A 20,086-nucleotide genomic window follows, 5' to 3' on the forward strand; every position below is an offset into this window, starting at 1 on the left:
TTCTCTGTTGCGTCTGTGTCGTAGGAATCGTCATTGCCGCTATCGTAAGCAAACTTCTGTCATGGAGGAAATCAAATGAGCAATATCAGAGATGTCCAATACCTTGAGCCGCTTGACGCCAAGGATGCGGTCGGCGAGGTCGCCGAGCTCTTTGTCGATACGTTCAACGAAGCCCCCGCCGGCGTGTGGTCGGCGCCGGGACGCGTGAACCTGATCGGCGAGCATACCGACTACAACGCCGGGCTTTGCCTGCCCATCGCCCTGCCGCACCGCACGTTCATCGCCGTCGCCCCGAAGGAAAGCGGCGTGGTGCGCGTCGTTTCCAGTTTCGGCGGCCACAAGCCGGTGACGGTCGACCTCGATGGGTTGAAGGCCCGGGATGTCGACGGCTGGGCCGCCTACCCGATTGGCGTGGCATGGGCGCTGCGCGAGGCCGGCTTTGACGCGGTGAAAGGTTTCGACGCCGCATTCGTCTCGTGTGTGCCAGTCGGCGGCGGGCTGAGCTCGTCGGCCGCGATGACCTGCTCCACGGCGCTCGCGCTTGACGACATTTACAAGCTCGGTTTCGGCGGCAGCGACGAAGGACGTGTCACTCTGATCCAGGCCGCGATAAAAGCCGAGAACGACATGGCCGGTGCTTCGACCGGTGGCCTTGACCAGAACGCTTCCATGCGTTGCACCCCCAACCATGCGCTGCTTCTGGATTGCCGCCCGGAGCTTGACGCGCTGCACAGCGTCTCGCAGCAGCCCTTCGATCTGGATTCGTTGGGATTGGAGCTTTTGGTCGTCGATACGCAGGCGAACCACCAGCTCAACGATGGTCAGTACGAGGCCCGCCGCAGCATGTGCGGAGAGGCCGCGAAGGTGCTTGGCGTTGAAAACCTGCGCGTCGTTGCTGACAGTATTTTTGAGAGTGCCGGTGATAACAGCGATGCCAGGCAGGCCGCGTTGCAGGATGTGCTCGGTAAGCTGCCTGATGAGACCATGAAGAAGCGTGTCCGCCATGTCATCACTGAGATCTGGCGCGTTCCGGAGTTTGTGAAGGCGTTTGGTTCCGGGGATATCAAGGAGGCAGGGCGCCTGTTCAACGTCTCCCACGATTCGTTGGCCGCCGATTACGAGGTCACCGTCCCCGAGTTGGATGTGGCCGTGGATGTGGCCCGTAAACACGGAGCCTACGGCGCCCGCATGACCGGTGGTGGTTTCGGCGGCTCCATCATTGCGCTGGTCGACAAAGGGCAAGGCCGTCCCGTGGCCCAGGCTGTGGCCGACGAATTTGCACATCGTGGTTTCCATGCACCCCGTGCCTTGGCCGCGGTCGCTTCCGATTCTGCGCGTAAAGAGGCGTAAATACGATCATCGAATCCAATTTGTAATGATATTGCAAGGGCTCAGTACTGATTGCAATACAACTTTATGGTAATTTTGCTGAAGTTGTGATGAACCTGCGATATCCGTAAAGGGGCTGTGAACGCTGGTGGAGATACCGTCACAGCCCTTTCGCGTCCCAGCGGTTCTCGCTTAATCTGACAAACGCTAGGAGGATCGTGCTTATGTGCATGTTGGATTTGGACTTGGAGCGGCTCGGGGATTCGGCGAACCCGCAATTCGTGGGAGCGGCCCGATGAGCGAGACGCAGATTCGTGATGATGACGTGGTCATCGCCGCCTCGTGGCGTAGTGCAACCGGTAAATTCCGTGGCGGGTTGAGCGCAATGAGCGCGGTGGATATGGCCACTGAGCTGGTCAAACGCGGATTGCAACGTTCGGGTCTGTCCGCGGAAATCTTCGATCAGGTGATTCTGGGCAATGTGCTCGGCACCGGCTCCAAACAGAACGTCGCGCGGCAAGTGCAGCTCGGCGCGGGAATGCCGATCGTCGGTACTGCCATGACCATTAATCAGGTCTGCGGTTCCGGGCTCAAGGCCATCCGTCTGGCCCAAAGCGCCATCGCAATGGGTGACGCAAACGTGGTGCTGACCGGCGGAACCGAAAGCATGTCGAACGCGACCGCTTTCGCGCGTCGTACCGGCAAGAATGAATTCGATTTCGAACACTGGAGCGACACGCTGCATCACGATGCGCTCAACGATGCGTTCGGTGACTACGCCATGGGGGTCACCGCAGAAAATCTGGCGAAACGTTTCGGCGTGGAGCGTGAGTCTTTGGATCAGTATGCGGTTGATTCCCAGCGCAAGGCCTCTGCGGCTTGGAATGCCGGTTATTTCGATGACGAAGTGCTGCCGGTCGGCGGGCTTGAACGCGATGAAACCATGCGGCCGGAAACCAGCATTGAAGGGCTTTCCAGGCTGAAGCCGGTTTACGAAGTCGAAGGAATCGTAACTGCAGGTAATACGTCTCCACTGAGCGACGGTGCTGCATTGATGGTGGTGACCACGGCGGCCAAAGCCCGCGAACTCGGGCTTAAGGCGCAGGCGGTGATCCGCGGGTACGCCGAGGTCGGCTATCGGCCCGACCAGATGGGCTACGCCACGATTCCGGCTATCAAAAAGGTGCTGGAACGCTGCAGGCAGAAGGTTGCCGACATCGATCTCTATGAAGTCAACGAGGCGTTCGCCACCCAAGCGTGGCTGACGCGTGAACAGCTGGGCATCGACCCGACACGTTACAACATTTCCGGCGGGGCGCTCGCGCTGGGGCATGCGCTTGGTGCTTCCGGGGCGAGGATATTGACCACGCTGGTCCATAACCTGCGCCGCACGGGCAAGGCGCTCGGCGTCGCGGCGTTGTGCGTCGGCGGCGGTCAGGGCGTGGCCATGGAGGTGGAGAACATACGATGACGAAATTCTACGAGCTTTCCACGGCGGATCGGCTTGCGCAACTGCGTACCGAAGGCGCGATCGAGGATGATGATCTGCGGATTTTGAGCGACGAACCGGCATTGCCGACCGCGGTGGCCGCCAATATGGTGGAGAACCAGATCGGCAATTTCCCGGTACCTCTTGGCTTGGCCGACCATTTCGTCATAGACGGCGAAAAGCTGCGGGTTCCGATGGCGGTCGAAGAGCCCTCCGTAATCGCCGCCGCCAGCAATGCAGCGCATCGCATCGCCCGCGCCGGCGGTTTCCGCACATCGGTGCATCGTGACGGCATCACGGCGCAGATAGTGTTTACCGGTATTGCTGAGGATTTCGAGGTTCTGCGAACATTTGTGCATGAGCATGAGGTGGAAATCCGCAAAGTTGCCCGTGACGCGCATCCCAGCCTGGAAACCCATGGGGGAGGGTTGCGCAAGATCAGTGTGGTAAAAAGTGCTGAAGGATTTGCGCAAATCGACTTGCTGATCGACCCGGGCGATGCCATGGGTGCGAACGTGGTCAATACCATCGCCGAAGTCGTCGCCAGGTATTGCGCCGACCGGCTTGACGGGTTTGACCTGTTGATGGCGATACTTTCCAACGATACGGAAAATCAGCGTGCGCGCTCCGAGGCACGCATCGATTTCGACAACCTGCCCACCCGTGACATGGATGGTGTTGAGGTCGCGCGTCGTATCGTCGCGGCGGCACGTTTCGCCGAAATCTCGCCGTTGCGGGCTGCCACCCACAACAAAGGCATCATGAACGGCATCAACGCAGCGGTGCTCGCCACTGGCAACGACACCAGAAACATCAACGCTGCCGCCTACGCCGACCTCAACGAGCAACGCAGAACCTGGACGAAATGGACCATCGACGAAGAGCGTTGCCAGCTGGTCGGCCGTATCGATATCTCTCTGCCGCTGGGCAGCGTCGGGGGTGCGATATCGACGCTACCGATGGCAAAATTGAGCCTCAAGCTGTTGCATAATCCTGATACCGAACGTCTTATGGGCATCGTCGCCAGCGTTGGTCTGGCCTCCAATCTTTCGGCGATGCGCGCGCTCGTGACGCGCGGCATCCAGGAGGGCCATATGAACCTGCAGTTCAAAAGCCTTGCAATGTCCGCCGGAGCAAGACCGGAGGAGCTGGAGCGGGTGGTGGCGGGGCTTCGCGCCGATCCGGCACATGCCAGCTTGGAAACCGCGGCAAACCTGCTTACCCAGCTACGTAATACATTGAAGTAATTGCAGTAAAAACAAACACGAAACGGACGAGTCATGACACAGGAATCCAACCAGGCCGACAATGTCAAGGTCGGCATTGACAAAATCAACTTCTATACACCCAACCACTATCTCGATTTGGTCGATTTGGCCGAAGCGAGGGGCGTGGACCCGAACAAATTCCTTGTCGGCATCGGCCAGAGCAGGATGTCGGTCGCCGCGCTCGACCAGGACATCGTCGCCATGGCCGCCAATGCTGCCGAGCCGATGCTTTCAGCCGACGATCGGCAGGAAATCGGCCTGCTGGTTCTCGCCACGGAAAGCGGCATCGACCAGTCCAAAGCCGCCGCGCTTTTTGTGCAAGACCTGCTGAAGCTGAATGACGATCTTCGCGCGATCGAAATCAAAGAAGCCTGCTACGGGGCCACCGCCGGCATTCAGCTCGCCTGCGATTACGTGCGCAGCCATCCCGGCCGCAAGGCGCTGGTCATCGCTTCGGACATCGCCCGTTACGGCCTCGATACACCGGGCGAAGTGACGCAGGGCGCGGGCGCGGTGGCGATGCTCGTCACCGGCGACCCGTCCATCCTCGCCATCGAGCCGGAATCATTCTACGAAAGCCGCAGCACCGGTGACTTCTGGCGTCCAAATTATTCCACCGTCGCCTTCGCACGCGGCAAGTTCTCGGAGGAAGTCTACGTCGGCATGTTCGAGGAACTCTGGGACAAAGCGCAGCAGCAAGGTGTGGCAAGCCCTGAAAATCTGCAGGCGCTGCTCTTCCACATCCCGTTCTCGAAAATGGGCCGCAAAGGCCTGCGGACGTTGGGTAACGGCAAAATCAACGAAGCTGATTACGTGCGCCTGACCGAGCGTTTCGAACAGAGCATCGTCTACGGCAAAGAGGTCGGCAATATCTACACCGGCTCGATTTACATCGCTCTGGTCTCGCTGCTCGAAAATGATAAAAGTCTCAAACCTGGCGACCGCATCGGTCTCTATTCCTACGGTTCCGGTTCCGTAGCGGAACTTTATTTCGGCACGTTGCAGCCCGGTTACCGTGAGCGCTTGGATACCCAAAGCCACCGTGCCTTGCTCGATAATCGCGAGCGCCTGAGCATGAGCGAATACGAGGCGATGTTCAGCGCCCAACTGGTCGCCGACGGCTCGCAGCAGGACCTTGGCCGCAGCGATCATAGCGCCGATGCCCCTCACTATCTGAAGGGAATGAAGGCCCACGAACGACAGTATCGCTGAGATTGCGATGCCGCTCATGGGCCTTCAAAGCAAGACAGGTAACCTACCTGGTTTCCATTAATTCTTCTCTGCCGTGTCGGTAGTGTTTGGCTTGGATTCCACCGTTACGCTTGCGGTTTCTTCCACCGTGTCCCCGCTCGGGGATTGAACGACGGAAGCTTCCATGGAGACCTCGGTTTCCGGCCTGAGCTTGGTCTCAAGCTTTTTCACGATTTCCTCATGCCTGCCTTCCGTCAGGGTGACTTTCAGCGCGAAGACGATGGCCGAAATCACGATGAGGACCAGCGGCATGTAAAGCATGAAACCTTTGAACTGGGTCACTCCGGTATTCGAGATGTCAGCGGCCGTGGCCGAACCGGTCATACCTGCCGACACGGCGGCGAAGCTGACGATAGCCGTCGAGAATGAGCCGGCAAGCTTGTCGATCAACGGGCGGACGGTGAGGGTGACGGATTCGTTGCGCGTTCCCAGCTTGAGCTGGCCGTATTCCACGCAGTCCGAGATGGTGTTGAGCACCACCAGGAACACCAGCGGTTGCGCCACATAGCACAGGCCGGTCGCCACCAAGGCCAGCGTCACGCTGCGCCCGGAGAAGATGAAGAGGATATAGCCCACCACTTCGATGACGACGGAATACAGGTAGACGCGCTTGCGGGTGACGAGACGTTGCAGGGTGGGGAAGCTGACAACGGCGAGGATGCCCAGCACGGCTTCGACCACACCCACCAGCGAATACGATTCCGGCTTGCCCAGAACGTAACGGAAGTAATAGACGATCATGGAATTGGTTGTGGAGAACCCGAAGGCGAAGAGCAGATAGGCCAGGGCCGTCCACATCAGCTGATCGTTCTTGCCGATGATACGGAAGATGTCGCGGAACGAGGTCTTCTGGGTGTTCTTCCTGATGGCGTCCTGCCCCTCTTGAGTGCCCCAGCAGGTGAGCAGTGCGCCGACAAGCGAGAGCGCGGCGATCACGATGGCGAATCCGAGCCAGCCGGCGCGGGTCTGTTCGCTGCCTTGCGTATGCGCGAAGATGTGGGAGAACCAGACATTAAGCGGTACCAGAACCACGGCGACGCCGGTGCCGCCCAAAGTCGAGCCGAAGCGGGCGATGGAGCTGATGCTCGCGCGGGAATCGGAGTCCAGGCTCAGCGATGGCAGCAGACCCCAGAACGCGACGTCAAGCACGGAATAGGAGAAGTCGGCGATGACAAACACGATGACGAACAGCACCAGATAGACAATGGGGTGGGTTGCGGTGAGTCCGAAGAAATTGGAGAAGATCAGCACCAGAGCGATGGAGCTGATGATGGCCCCGCCCATAATCCACGGTTTGAACTTTCCCCATCGGGTGTGGGTGTTGTCGACTAAAGCGCCCAGGAACGGATCGAAGAAGATCTCCACGACACGGATGGTGACGACCAACGTGGTGATGATCCCGATCAGCCAGGCGTTGACCTGGCCGCCGTTCGGTGTCTCCAGAAGCTGGCTGGTGACAAAGGTGATGAAATACGTCGTCAATGCCGCATAGAAGGCGTCGTGTCCGAACGCGCCGAATGCGTAAGTGATGGATTGCTTTAATTTGCTCATGTTGTTCCCCTTCTTGTTCTGTCTGCGAAAGATGGTGCCACTACGCTCCCATGGCTTTCGAATAAGGTTGTCTTTCTTCTTGCGTCTTCGAGGGCGTGCATTCCGGCACCTCTGCCTCATGCGGCCCTGCATGTCCCGGGCAATCATGAATCGCCGGTTTTGGAGCTCATCCTGCCCATCGCTGTGTTCCTTTCGATCCGCATTGACTGCCATATGTGCTTCGTTACAACAGCTTTCCTAAGTATTATGTGCCCGCAAAGCCGCGGCGATGCGGCAATGACGTGGGCTGATTGCGTGATTTTGTTGTTTGTTTGTGATGGTTCGTGGAACTTCGTAACGGCCTAGACGCGCTTCAGACGGCTTGGCGGCGCCCTGTCCGGTCACAAAATCGCGGGAGGAAGACACCGATATCGCTTTCATCGACAGGGTCGGTATAGAACAATGCATAGTTGAGGCGTTTTGTTTCGTCGTACACCCCGATATGGGTCAGCGGCGGCAGGCCGATCAAAGGAGACAACGTATGCAATCCTCATATGGCGAGGCACGGGTGTTTGTTCACGACGATGGTAGGCAGTTCCATCTGACCAATGGTCAGGTGAGCTACATCATCGCGGTGAACGGCGAAGGCAAACTCTTACAATTGTATTATGGGGCCGCTGTGCGGGACCAGGATGATTTCGGCTATCTGATTGAGATGCAGCGTCGGTCCACAGCTTCGTGCCCGATCGAGGGCAATCTGGTCTATTCGCTTGAGCACCTGCGGCAGGAATTTCCCGAATACGGTACCAGCGATTACCGCATGCCAGCCATAAGTATGGCCCAGCCCAACGGTTCGCGTATCACCGACTTCCGTTTCGACGGCTACCGCATCGGCAAAGGCAAGCCGAAACTCGAGGGCCTGCCGGCCACCTATGTCGATCGGGAAAACGAGGCGGTGACGTTTTCGATCGATCTTGGCGACGAGCCTACGGGTGTGAAGGCCACGCTGATGTACACGATGTTTGCGGATCTGCCGGTGATGACCCGGAGCATAACGTTGCGCAACGAAGGCGACCAGGCCGTCGATATCGAGCGGCTGATGAGTCTGAGCCTCGACCTGCCCGACGACGATTACGTTTTCACCCAGCTCACCGGCTCATGGGCCCGCGAGCGAAGCATCGTAACCAGCCGGCTGCACCCGGGCATCCAGCAGATAGGCTCGTTGCGCGGGTCGGCCTCGAGCCATATCCACAATCCAGCCTTCGCCCTGGCCCGCCCTGATGCCACGGAATCCCACGGCGAGGTCATAGGCGCCGCGTTCGTCTATTCCGGCAATTTCGAGGCGCACGTCGAAGTCGATCCCTTCGCCGTTTCAAGAGTGCAGATGGGCATCGCGGATTTCGGCTTCACTTGGCATCTTGAGCCCGGTTCCAGCTTCCAAAGCCCCGAAGCGGTGTTTGTATACACCTGCGAGGGCTACAACGGCATGAGCCATGCTTTCCACGACCTTGTGCGCCGCCATCTTGTGCGTGGCCCGTGGCGCGACAAGGAGCGTCCGGTGCTCATCAACAACTGGGAGGCCACCTATTTCGATTTCGACGAAAAGGCGCTGCTTTCCATAGCCGGACAGGCGCAAAAGCTCGGAGTGGAGCTGTTTGTGCTCGATGACGGCTGGTTCGGCAATCGGCACAACGACACCGCAGGGCTTGGGGATTGGACGCCCAACCCTGAGCGTCTGCCGCACGGGCTCAACGGACTCGCCGAGCGCATCAATGGGCTGGGCATGATGTTCGGTCTCTGGTTCGAGCCCGAGATGGTCAACAAGGATTCCGAGCTCTACCGCGCCCATCCGGAATGGATGCTTCACACGCCTGGCCGCAGGGCCAGCCACGGGCGCAATGAATACGTGCTCGACTTCACGAACCCGGACGTCGTCGACGAGATCTACCGGCAGATGCATACGGTGCTTTCCAGCGCGAACATCGGTTATATCAAGTGGGATATGAACCGCTACATCACCGAGGCGTTTGACGCGACGCGCGGCGCCGAGCATCAGGGCGAGATCTTCCACCGTTATATCCTCGGCGTCTACCAGCTGCACGAACGATTGCTAGAAGCCTTCCCGGATCTGATTATCGAAGGTTGCGCTTCGGGCGGCGGCCGTTTCGACATGGGCATGCTCTATTACGCCCCGCAGATCTGGACAAGCGACGATACCGACGCGGTGGAGCGTATGTCCATCCAATACGGCACCAGTATGTTCTACCCGCTGAGCTCCATGGGCTCGCACGTCTCGATCGTTCCCAACCACCAGACCGGCCGCGAGGTCTCGATGAACACCCGCGCCAACGTCGCCATGTTCGGCACCTTCGGTTACGAACTTGACCCAGCGGTATTGAGTGAGGAGGAATTCAAACAGGTCGCGGATGACGTGGCCTTCTTCAAGCAAAATCGTGAGCTGATCCATCAAGGTGACTTCTACCGCTTGGTTTCGCCATTTGAGAGAGATTCACGGCGCAATGACTGCATGGCGTGGATGGTGGTCTCCAAGGATCGCAGGCAGGCCATCGTCGGGGACTATCGCATGCTCGAACATCCGATGTCGCCGTTTACCCGCCTGTATCTGCAGGGCCTTGACCCCGCGCTTCGCTATCGGATTGCAGTCAGGGGAGGGGCGAGCACCATCAACGGCCTGACCTTCGGCGGCGACGAGCTGATGAGAATCGGCATGATCTCCACCGATGCCTCGGCTTCCTCATCCGCCGAGGCGGGCGGCGTCAACAGCCTCGGGGACCCGCATGATTTCGACTCAAGGCTGTTTGTGCTGAGCGCGTGCTAAGTTTCTGCTGAGTTCCTGTTGGGTTCAAGTTGAATGCCTGCTGGGCTCATGCTGAGGGCGGCGACAGACAGCCACGCCAAGCGGTCGCCGGGCATCGGCATTGACGTTTGGTTACCTTCAGTCGTCCTCGAGTCCGGCGTCGGCATTGAATGCGGCACGCAGGAAATTGATGCCGATACCCAGATTGTTGACGACTCCGTTGCGGGAACGTCTGAATTCGGTTGGCGTCATTGACTGGGTTTCATGGAAACTGCGGGTAAGGGCTTCCTCGCTGTTGAACCCGCATTCCGCGGCGATTTCCGCGACGCTCAGGTCGGTCATGCCGAGCAGGTCGCGCGCGTGTGAAAGCCGCATCCGGTCGATGTAGTTTTTGAGTGTGATGTTCGTTTCCTTGTGGAAAAGACGCGAAAGATAACTGCGGTCAACGTTGATGCGTCTGGAGACCCAGCCCGCCGTGATGCCCGGATGCCATTCATTGTGGATGACCGATATCGCCCGTTTGACGATCTCGCTCAGTTGGTTGGGGAAACCGTTCTGATCGACCGAATTGAGATGCCGGCTCAAGGTTGAAAGGAAATGGTTGGCCAGCGCATCGAGTTCGAGCTGGTCGGCGATGTTGTCGGAGGTATGATAGAGCGCCGAGGAAAGAACGCGCAGAAACGGTGTGCTCCGGTCCACCGAAAACGCGACGGTGTTGTGCGAGAACCCCATTGCATCAAGGTATTCGGGTATCGCGTCGCCTTTCATCGCGAACCAAAGATAGGCCCAAGGCGTGTCCCGGGACGCCTGATAGCGGGTGATGTCGTTGGGATGGATCAGGAAACCGTCATCGGCGCCGAGCCGGTATGTCTCGCTGGAGGTATGCACCTCGCCGGTGCCGCTCAGCACGATGTGGAACACCCAGCTGTCGGTCAGTGAAGGGCCGTAGGAATGTCCTGCCTCGGTTTGTGATATCCCGCAATAGGAGAAGGCAAGGGAAGCCCCGTCACGTTTGCTTTTCGTTCCCAGAAACAGCGAATGTTCCATGCCTGCTCCATCAGATGGTGCCAACTATCATCGTATTGTCTATTGTCCCAATCTATCATTACCGCAGGCGACTGCTATGGGTCAAAGCATCCGACGACGTCGGTTTTGTGTGTTGCGGATGTCCGTTTATTGGCCATTTCGCGTTTATTCGCGGACATCGTGACCGCCCGCATCGCGCATTCATTTATACTTGGGAATCGGTTGGCGCGCGTTTGCCACCGGCGGTTTCGCACATCGGTTTTAAGGAGTCCACATGGATAAAGCGGTCATTACGGTGGTCGGGCAGGACACGGTCGGCATCATCGCGCAGGTCTGCACCTACCTTTCGCAGCACAAGGTCAACGTTCTCGACATCTCGCAGACCATCATCGAAGGGTTCTTCAACATGATGATGATCGTCGATTACGGCAAGTCCGATGAGGAATTCTCGGCGTTGGTCGACGATCTCGAGGCTCTTGGCGACAAGATCGGCGTGCGCATCCGCTGCCAGCGCGAGGAAATCTTCACTAGCATGCACCGGGTCTGATTGGGGAGCGAACAATGCTGAACATTATGGAGGTCCACGAGACCAATCAGATGATCGAGCAGGAAAAGCTCGACGTGCGTACGATTACCATGGGCATTTCGCTGCTCGACTGCGCCGCCGCCGACGTGGATACGGTCTGCGACAATATTTATAACAAGATCACCGACAAGGCGCACGATCTGGTGAAGGTCGGGAAGGCCATCGAACGCGACTTTGGCATCCCGATCGTCAACAAGCGCATCACCGTCACGCCGATCGCGCTGGTGGGCGCCAGCTCCTGCAAATCGCCGGCCGATTTCGTCAAGATCGCGCACGCGCTCGACCGTGCGGCCAAACAAGTCGGTGTAGACCTTATCGGCGGCTACAGCGCGCTGGTCTCCAAGTCGATGACTCCGGCCGAGCGCATGCTCATCGAATCGATTCCGCAGGCGTTATCGCAAACCGATATCGTCTGTTCGTCGGTCAACGTCGGCTCCACCAAGACTGGCATTGACATGGATGCCGTCGAGCTTTTGGGCCATGTCGTCAAAGACACCGCCTACGCCACACGCAGCAATGACAGCTACGGCTGCGTGAAATTCGTGGCCTTCTGCAACGCCCCGGACGACAACCCATTCATGGCCGGCGGCTTCCATGGGGTCACCGAAGGCGACGTGGTCGTCAATGTCGGCGTTTCCGGGCCCGGCGTGGTTTCTCGCGCATTGGACGCAGCCAAAGGCAAGGATTTCGAGTTTTTGTGCGAGACCATCAAACGCACCGCCTTCAAGATCACTCGAGTCGGTCAGCTGGTCGCGCAGGAGGCCTCGAAACGGCTCGGGGTGCCCTTCGGCATCATCGATCTGTCACTGGCTCCCACCGCCGCCGTCGGCGATTCAGTGGGTGAAGTGCTCGAGAAAATCGGGCTCGACCAGGTCGGCGCTCCCGGCACCACCGCGGCGCTCGCGATGTTGAACGACCAGGTGAAGAAGGGCGGCATCATGGCCTCCTCCTACGTCGGCGGGCTTTCCGGCGCGTTCATTCCGGTCTCGGAAGACAAGAACATGATTGACGCGGCTGCCTCAGGCTGCTTGACCATCGAAAAGTTGGAGGCAATGACCTGCGTCTGCTCGGTTGGCCTTGACATGATTGCGATTCCAGGCGAGACCACGGCCTCCACGATTTCCGGCATTATCGCCGACGAAGCTGCCATCGGCATGGTCAACCAGAAGACCACCGCCGTTCGCGTCATCCCCGTCTACGGCAAAGGCGTCGGCGAAGTGGCCAATTTCGGCGGCCTCATGGGTTACGCCCCGATCATCCCGGTCAACCAGACCTCCTGCGAGGCCTTCGTCACCCGTGGCGGCCGCATCCCCGCCCCGATCCACAGCTTCAAGAACTGAGCGTTGTGAATGGTGATATAAGTTTTAAGTACCGTAATTGATAAGATTGGGCCACTGAAGATAATCAGCGGCCCAACTTCGTAATATAAGAGGACGAAAAAATAAGAAAAACGCCCTACCGGTGAAGCCCAACGGAGCGAAGCTTTGAAGACCCGGGCTGATGCCCCGAGGTGAGACGACTCCAACCGACAAGTCAAATATATCTAAAGGCTGATTCTCAATTATTCTCCGCCTTTGAAGCCGAGTTGACGCCAGGCCTCGTAGATAGCGATGGAGGCGCAATTCGTAAGGTTGAGCGAACGCAAGGAAGGCCGCATCGGCAGGCGCACCTGCTCGGCGACGTGCGGGCCGGCCATGATGTCCATCGGGTCGGGAATGTTGCCCGGCTCTGGGCCGAAAAGCAGGATGTCGGTCGGCTTGTATTCGATATCCGTGTAAAGCTTGGTGGCGTGTGCGGTGAACGCGATGATGCGCGAATCGGGCATGGACTTCACCAAGTCATCGAAGTCGGGGTGCAGCACGACGTGGGCCATGTCGTGGTAATCAAGCCCGGCGCGGCGCAGCTTGGTGTCTTTGAGGTTGAATCCGAGCGGTTCCACCAAATGCAGGATCGTTCCGGTCACGGCGCACAGACGGATGGCTGAGCCGGTGTTGCCGGGGATGCGCGGGGAGTAGTAGCACAGGTGCGGCGTCACCGTTTTGGCCTCGCTGGCGTCCTTGGCGCTCATCATCGCGTCAACCACGCTGATCGGGTTGCCGTGCGCGTCGGTCACGAGCTCGTCGGGCCCGTAATTGGACTTGCGATAGCCGTATTCATACATGTCGGTGACTTTGTTTTCTGGATTTTCGGCGTTTCCCGCCGCCTGCGCTACGTCTGTCATGATTCAAAACTATCTCCGCGAAGCGACACCGTGCACTTTCTCGGTTTTCGGTTATTTCCGGATCATCGCTGCGCCACCGATGCCTTTGAGCGCGTATCGAATAGCAGGGAAGCCATATGGTGCGGTTTTATGCGTTCCCTGCTACGGATCGCTGAAATGGGATGATGAAGAATGTTGGAATTCCGCCATTCTCTTTTCCGATATTTCGCAAAATGCAGTAGGGAAGCGAAAATGCGATGAAAAAGGTGTTCTGCGTTGCGTGTTCACAGTATTGATACGCGAAATGCCGGGATTCTCTATTCCGTGCTGTAAGAAAGGCCTGTGCGTGGCGTTTCTAAGGCATCGGCGATTATGAATTGTGCGGATTACGCGTTTCGCGCGACTGTAGCGGCTTCAGTGCAAAATGGTGCGGATGGTTGATAAGGAAATGAACATGACGAAAGCTGGCGAAGACTCTCACGAAGTGGTTGAGGGCTTCAGCGCCGCCGAACTCGAGATGATGAAGCAGGAGCTCTTCTCGTGGTGGGACGAGAACGCACGCGATCTGCCGTGGCGATTCGGCCGCACGACGCCGTGGGGCATCCTCATTTCCGAAGTGATGAGCCAGCAGACGCAGATGAGCCGGGTGGTACAGTACTGGAACAATTGGATGGATGTCTGGCCCGACGCCGCAAGCCTTGCCAAGGCAAGCACGGCCGAGGTCATCACCGCTTGGGGCAGGCTCGGCTATCCAAGGCGTGCGTTGCGTCTTCAGGAATGTGCCAAAGTGGTCGCCGAACAATATCACAACCAACTTCCGAAAACGTATGACGAACTTACCGCCCTTCCCGGCATCGGCGATTACACGGCCAGCGCGGTGATGAGCTTCGCGTTCGGCGAGCGCATCGCCGTCCTCGACACGAATGTCCGCCGCGTGCTCTGGCGCACATTCAAGGGCGAGGAATCCTTCGGCGGTGCCACCAAACCGGAGGAACGAAAGCTGGCGAACGCCGTGCTGCCGCGAAATCCCGAGGAAAGCGTGATTTGGAACGAGGCGCTGATCGAGCTGGGCGCGCTGGTCTGCACCGCCAAGAACCCGAAGATCGACGAGGATCCGTGGGCCTCGCACAGTCGCTTTTATGCCGCCGGTTGCCCGCATATGGGGGAGAGGCGCACCCGTCCGTGCCAAAGCTTCAAGGGCACGAACCGTCAGGTGCGCGGCATCGTCCTCAACGCCTTGCGTGCGCTCGCGGTTTCGTCGCCGGAAGAGGTGTCGTCCGGCAATGATTCCGATATCGCCCCGACGCAGAAGAAAAACGCAGACTATGACGTCGTCGAAGCGGTATCAACAGTGAAACAGGGCAAAAATAGTCGGCCGGCTGGGAAAAATGCGACTGGTGAAGGTGTGTCCCTTTCACGAGCCGCAGTCGAAAAGCTCTGGGACGATCAGATTCAGCTGGACGCCTGCATCGCCAGCTTGGATGAGGACGGCCTCATCGAGATCAGTCCAGACGGTTCGCTGAGTTTGCCGCGATAAGATCCTTCGCTTCGGCCGTTCAATATTGCGCTTGCGAATCATTTCGCCATTTCCTCAATTTTCGGTGCGCCAATTGTCTGTGTCTCAATTATCTGCGTTCCAGACAAAGTGTGTTCCAAGCAAAAAGGACCGGCCTCGACTGCGTGTGCAGAAGAGGCCGGCCTTGAAGGAAAGAAACCTGTGTTAAAGGCTATTCGGCGATGTTCTTGTCGAAACGGTAGAAGATCTTCTTGAATCCGTGGTCTTCGTAGAATTTGTGGCTGTCCTCGTGCTTGACCACCGAGCACATGCTGATTCTGCCGCATCCGCTTTCACGTGCGACTTTTTCGGCCCAGGCCAGGAGCTCACCACGCACATCATGGTCCTGATGCGCCTTATCAACGGCGAGGTCCTTGATTTCGGCCACTCGATCGCCCATGTAAAGCTGCCAAGTGCAGAGCACTCCGACGAAGCCAACTACTTCGCCGTTCTCCTCGCAAATGCCAAGTTTGTGGTCGAAATTCTCGAGTTGGCTGATATAGGTGCGGGCAAACATCTGGAAATCAAGTTTGCATGGACTCGTTTCTCCGACGATGTGATAAACGGCTTTCAGATCTGACGTTTCTGCTGGTCTTATCATAGGCGATCCCTCCTGAGCGTTGGTGTGTTTCGTCGTGGACTCATGGTGACGACGCTGTACCGTGGATGAAGCAATCCGTTGCATCCTGTTCCTAAGCATACGAATCTACGTTCCTCTCATCACTGTTCTCTGTACCATTTTGAGTAGGTATCGAATAGGCTAATTTGTGCTTTAGACTCTTGATAGAATAATCGATATTTACGATTCTATTGTATAGAGAACGTTGCGAATTCAAAGTAGAAATACTAAAGGCTTATCGAGCTGCGAGCTATGAAGCGGCCGCCGATGAGTCGACGATTGGAAGGGTCAGTGCAGTGAATATTTGGTTGGCTATACTTGGCTTCGCAACGATGATTCTTATTACCGTTGTCCTATTGAAGAAGAAGATGAACATTCTTCTCGCGTTTACGGTGATTCCTGTTATCGCCGGCTTCGTTGCCATGGCGATTACCCATACGGCTTTCCTAGATATGGGCAAATGGATCACGTCCGGTATCGGCAAGACATACAGCATCACGCTGATGATGATGTTCTCCTTGCCTTATTTCATGTTGATGTCGGATACTGGTCTGTTCGACGATATCGTCAAGGCGGTGATGCGACACGTCAAGATCTCCGCGCCCATCATCTGCGTGCTGACGGTCATCGTCGCGTGCATCTGCGAGCTGGATGGCTCGGTCACCTCGGTCTTCCTTATCACGGTCCCGCTGATGTTGCCGCTTTTCGAGAAGTTCCATATCGATAAACGCATACTGCCATTCCTTATCTGCGTGGCCATCCTGGTGATGAGCAACACCCCTTGGAACCCGAAGATACTGAGGGCCGCAAGCCTGATGAGCGGTTCGGGAGTATCCACCAGGCTGTTCCTCAAATACGTTCCCGTCCAGATCTTCATGCTTATCGTCCTGCTCGCCGTCGCCGTCTATTTCGGTATCCGCGCGCGCAAGAACACCACTGAGAAAGTCGAAATCAGCAATGAAGAGCTGCTCAGCCAGTTCAAGGACACCGAGCTGACCCGCCACAACCGTTTCTGGTGGAATCTTCTGCTCACCGCGTTCCTCATCTTCGTACTGATCGCTTTCCAGACCATTCCGCAGTACTACGTCTTCGCGTTCGGCCTGGTGGTGGCGCTCGCCATCAACTTCCCCGATCAGGGTCAGCAGACCAAGCTGCTGAAGAAATATGCATCTTCGCTCTTCCCTGTGGCCCCGGCGGTGCTGCTTTCCGGCGTCGTCGTAGGTGTGATGCAGGAGAGCGGTATGCTCGATGCCATGGTCAAGGCGCTGATGGCCATCGTGCCTTCCGCTATCGGACCTTACTTCTACATCATCATCGCGCTGTTTGCCACGCCGCTTATGCTCTTGTTCACCAACGATACGTGGTTCTACGCGTTGATGCCGCTTATCGGAGCGTTCTCGGCCAAGTACGGTGTGCCGATGGACGTCGTCATCGTCACGTTGTTCTCGAACTTCGGCGCCATGATTTCTGTAATCGCCCAGCCGCAGCTCTACATCGCCACCGACCTGACCGGCATCACCATTGACCAGCACATCAAGTTCACCTTCTGGAAGCTTTGGGCCATCAATATCATCATCGTGGTCTTCGGTGTGCTCTCCGGAGTGTTTCTGCCAAAGCCCCTGTGGGCCTAAGGTAATCTGGGATTTGCGAGTGAGGTGTTGCTCCGAGAATCCCTCTTGAGTCTATCGGGTCGTGCCTTCATTGTTGGCACGGCCCGATATTGCCGTTTTATACGGCCTTTTCCGAGGGGTAGGACGGGGATGTTTGCTTAAGATAGCTGCGAAGGGTGAAAGCGGTGTCGAGAACCGTGTAATCCTTGAGAATCCTCGGATTGTAGCCGGTCACCGACGCGATTTTGTTCAGACGGTTCTGCAGCGTGTTCTTATGCAGAAACAGCTTGTTCGCGGCGTGGATGATACTGCCGTTGAAGTCCCGGTAGGCGGCAAAGGTCGTGTGGAAATCCTCGATCTGTTGCTCGTCCAAGCCGTTGAAGACATGATCGACGAATCGTTTTGCTTCCGCGGCCGGAATCGAGGCGATGAAGACGCCGTAGTCGAGATCATGGTAATAGGCGATGGATTGCTCGTGTGAGAACTGCAACCAGTTGGCCGCCTCGCACGCCTGTTCGTATTGATGTGGATACGCCTCGCATGATGAGGCTGGGTCGGCGATGCCGAATCTGAAGACGTCATGATCTGATTCCGCCAGTTTTTCCTGCGTTGTGCGTAGGAAACTGGTGAGGTCGTGGACGTCCTCTTTGTCAATCAGCATGCGGATTTCCTGGGTATCCATCGAGAAAAGACTTTGCGGCATTTCGTGGAACAGCTCGCTTAAGGCGTTGAACCGGTTGTTCTGGGCGGTGATTGTGTTGTCGTGGGTCTGTCCGTGTCCGACGATGACGAATTTGGGACGGTCGAGATCGAGATGAAGTACGGAGGAGAGATAGTCGATCAGTCCGGGATCCTGACTTGACGAGGTCAGTATGTTGATGAGGTTGGACATCGTCATACGGCGGTCGAATCGGGTGACCTGCTCGATGTTTTCCCGGATGAGGATTTCCGTCATTTTCTTGATGATGTTGCCGAAAGGCTCCACTTCGCTGCGTTTGCCGGTGATGCCGATGACCGCCACCACGGAGCCGTTGATCATCACGGGAACGTTGATGCCGTTTTTCGCTCCTTCGAACTGATGTTCGTTGTCGATGGCGATAGTGTGTTTAAGCGCGACGGCAAGCCTGGCCCCGTCATGGCCTGTACCTATCCGGGATTTGTCGGTGCTGGCGATGATGGTTCCGGAAGTGTCGAAAAGGTTGATTTCGTGTTTGAGCACGCCTTTGATGTTGGATACAATCGTTTCCGCGATTTTGGGATTGATGTCCATGAGGTCGTCCTCTCGGAGATTGAGAAATTATCTGGTTATATGGTACACGGAACATGTTTCAGGAGAAACTGAATTTCTCATTTCGTCACATAGAATATGCCGTATCGGTGTGCACGGAGCGGATAATGATAACGCAACGTTTTCTGGATTTCATATAAATGGAATTTACTTTGTATCGAAGGAGAACAAAGATGGTACCGACAATCGAGCATATGGAGGTCGTTCCCGTAGCCGGCTACGACAGTATGCTCTTGAATTTGGCCGGCGCTCATGAGCCGTTCTTCACGCGTAACGTCGTGGTGATGACCGATAGCGATGGCTATACTGGTGTGGCCGAGGTGCCTGGTGGGGAAGTCATCGCCCACCGGCTTGAACTTTGCGTCCCACTTGTCGAGGGAAAGCCGATCAGCCAGTGGAAAGGCGTCGTTCAGGATTGCGAGGAAATGCTCAAAAAACATCTCGCAAGTGAAGCCGGATCCAACGGTGTTCAGACCGCACATGCCATGATTTTCAAGAAGCTCACCAATGTGTTGACCGGCGTCGAGACGCCGATGCTTGATTTGTTGGGCAAGCATATGGAGGTTCCGGTGGCCGCGTTGCTCGGCGATGGGCAGGTCCGGGACGAAGTGCGTTTCTTGGGTTACCTGTTCTATGTCGGGGATCCCGATAAAACCGATTTACCTTACTTGCGTAACGACGATGACTCCGATGAGTGGGGTCGTATCCGTCGCGAGCCTGCGCTTGACCCGGATGCTATCGTTCATCAGGCCGAAGCGGCCCAGGAGCGTTTCGGCTTCCATGACTTCAAGCTCAAGGGCGGCGTTTTCCCCGGTGAAGAGGAGATCGAGGCTGTCAAGGCGTTGAAGAAGCGGTTCCCCGATGCGCGCATCACCATCGATCCGAATCAGGGTTGGTCGATGGAAGAGGCGCTTAGGCTGTGTCGTGACATGACCGGAATCCTAACTTACGTTGAGGATCCTGTCGGCCCCGAAGGTCGTTTCTCGGCCCGTGAGACGATGGCCGAGTTCCATCGCATCACCGGCCTGGCCACGGCGACGAATATGTGTGATACGGATTGGCGTGAGATGAAGGCGGCCATCCGTCTTGATTCGGTGACGATCCCGCTGGCTGATCCTCACTTCTGGACCATGGAAGGCGCGGTCCGTGTGGCCCAGCTTTGCAATGACCTTGATTTGACTTGGGGCGTGCATTCCAACAACCACTTCGACATCTCACTGGCCATGGTGGCACAATCCGCCGCCGCGGCTCCCGGACGCATCAACGCCTGCGACACACATTACATGTGGCAGGACGGCCAACATCTGGGCAAGAAGGCGCCTCACTTCGTGGACGGGTGTCTCAAGGTGCCACGTGATGTGCCGGGGCTTGGCATTGATCTTGACCGTGAGAAGCTGGACGCCGCCCATCGGCTCTACGTCGATAACGGCTGTGGCACACGGGATGATGCGAGAGGCATGCAGTACCTGATTCCGGGCTGGCAGTACGACCCGCACCGCCCGGCACTGGTGCGCTGA

Annotated in this window: 15 protein-coding genes; 10 read left to right on the top strand and 5 right to left on the bottom strand. The window is 57.2% G+C overall.

From position 1 onward, the window contains the following. The first annotated feature begins 84 nt into the window (after nt 1–84). The 4 genes from galK to PT279_RS01950 all read left to right on the top strand — a co-directional run bounded on the left by galK (nt 85) and on the right by PT279_RS01950 (nt 5,298). Complete coding sequence (galK, locus tag PT279_RS01935) at nt 85–1,350, top strand: galactokinase (protein WP_277165220.1); 1,266 nt, start codon at nt 85–87, stop codon at nt 1,348–1,350. Nucleotides 1,351–1,624: 274 nt separating this feature from the next. Then, complete coding sequence (locus PT279_RS01940) at nt 1,625–2,800, top strand: thiolase family protein (RefSeq protein WP_277164925.1); 1,176 nt, start codon at nt 1,625–1,627, stop codon at nt 2,798–2,800. Beyond that, entirely contained in the window at nt 2,797–4,065 is a 1,269-nt protein-coding gene (locus PT279_RS01945) for a hydroxymethylglutaryl-CoA reductase, degradative (protein WP_277164927.1), read from the top strand. Before PT279_RS01940 ends, PT279_RS01945 begins: the two co-directional genes overlap by 4 nt. A gap of 33 nt (nt 4,066–4,098) precedes the next feature. Next, a complete protein-coding gene (locus PT279_RS01950) occupies nt 4,099–5,298 on the top strand; it encodes a hydroxymethylglutaryl-CoA synthase (protein ID WP_277164929.1) in 1,200 nt (399 codons plus the stop codon). A gap of 57 nt (nt 5,299–5,355) precedes the next feature. On the opposite strand, the gene PT279_RS01955 is transcribed toward PT279_RS01950, so the two are convergent. Next, the gene (locus PT279_RS01955) at nt 5,356–6,888 is read right to left on the bottom strand and encodes a glycoside-pentoside-hexuronide (GPH):cation symporter (RefSeq protein WP_277164931.1); all 1,533 of its coding nucleotides are present in this window, start codon (nt 6,886–6,888) and stop codon (nt 5,356–5,358) included. A 520-nt stretch (nt 6,889–7,408) separates the two neighbouring features. On the opposite strand from PT279_RS01955, the gene PT279_RS01960 reads away from it, so the two are divergent. Next, nucleotides 7,409–9,706, top strand: a complete 2,298-nt coding sequence (locus PT279_RS01960; RefSeq protein ID WP_277164934.1) for an alpha-galactosidase — start codon at nt 7,409–7,411, stop codon at nt 9,704–9,706. A 117-nt stretch (nt 9,707–9,823) separates the two neighbouring features. On the opposite strand, the gene PT279_RS01965 is transcribed toward PT279_RS01960, so the two are convergent. Next, a complete protein-coding gene (locus tag PT279_RS01965) occupies nt 9,824–10,732 on the bottom strand; it encodes an AraC family ligand binding domain-containing protein (protein ID WP_277164936.1) in 909 nt (302 codons plus the stop codon). 253 nt (nt 10,733–10,985) lie between these two features. On the opposite strand from PT279_RS01965, the gene PT279_RS01970 reads away from it, so the two are divergent. Both PT279_RS01970 and PT279_RS01975 read left to right on the top strand, forming a co-directional pair. Further along, nucleotides 10,986–11,258, top strand: a complete 273-nt coding sequence (locus PT279_RS01970) for an ACT domain-containing protein (protein ID WP_277164938.1) — start codon at nt 10,986–10,988, stop codon at nt 11,256–11,258. A gap of 14 nt (nt 11,259–11,272) precedes the next feature. Continuing rightward, entirely contained in the window at nt 11,273–12,637 is a 1,365-nt protein-coding gene (locus PT279_RS01975) for a PFL family protein (protein WP_277164940.1), read from the top strand. Nucleotides 12,638–12,858: 221 nt separating this feature from the next. On the opposite strand, the gene PT279_RS01980 is transcribed toward PT279_RS01975, so the two are convergent. Next, nucleotides 12,859–13,518: a tRNA (cytidine(34)-2'-O)-methyltransferase gene (locus PT279_RS01980; RefSeq protein ID WP_277164942.1), complete on the bottom strand. Its 660-nt coding sequence runs from the start codon at nt 13,516–13,518 to the stop codon at nt 12,859–12,861. 496 nt (nt 13,519–14,014) lie between these two features. Between PT279_RS01980 and PT279_RS01985 the strand changes: the two genes are divergently transcribed. Beyond that, on the top strand, nt 14,015–15,034 hold the full coding sequence (locus tag PT279_RS01985; protein ID WP_277165222.1) for an A/G-specific adenine glycosylase: 1,020 nt from the start codon (nt 14,015–14,017) through the stop codon (nt 15,032–15,034). 190 nt (nt 15,035–15,224) lie between these two features. Here the strand turns inward: PT279_RS01985 and PT279_RS01990 are convergent, their stop codons facing one another. Then, nucleotides 15,225–15,737, bottom strand: a complete 513-nt coding sequence (locus PT279_RS01990) for a GNAT family N-acetyltransferase (RefSeq protein WP_277164944.1) — start codon at nt 15,735–15,737, stop codon at nt 15,225–15,227. A 266-nt stretch (nt 15,738–16,003) separates the two neighbouring features. Here PT279_RS01990 and PT279_RS01995 point away from each other — a divergent pair, with 266 nt between their 5' ends. Continuing rightward, nucleotides 16,004–17,302, top strand: coding sequence for an SLC13 family permease (locus PT279_RS01995; protein WP_277165224.1), 1,299 nt, complete (start codon nt 16,004–16,006; stop codon nt 17,300–17,302). Nucleotides 17,303–17,399: 97 nt separating this feature from the next. Here PT279_RS01995 and PT279_RS02000 read toward each other — a convergent pair whose 3' ends face one another. Then, entirely contained in the window at nt 17,400–18,551 is a 1,152-nt protein-coding gene (locus PT279_RS02000; protein WP_277164946.1) for a sugar diacid recognition domain-containing protein, read from the bottom strand. A gap of 191 nt (nt 18,552–18,742) precedes the next feature. Here PT279_RS02000 and PT279_RS02005 point away from each other — a divergent pair, with 191 nt between their 5' ends. Continuing rightward, nucleotides 18,743–20,086, top strand: a complete 1,344-nt coding sequence (locus PT279_RS02005; RefSeq protein WP_277164948.1) for an enolase C-terminal domain-like protein — start codon at nt 18,743–18,745, stop codon at nt 20,084–20,086.

Origin of the sequence: Bifidobacterium sp. ESL0784, assembly GCF_029433295.1 — a bacterium.
GTDB lineage: Bacteria > Actinomycetota > Actinomycetes > Actinomycetales > Bifidobacteriaceae > Bifidobacterium.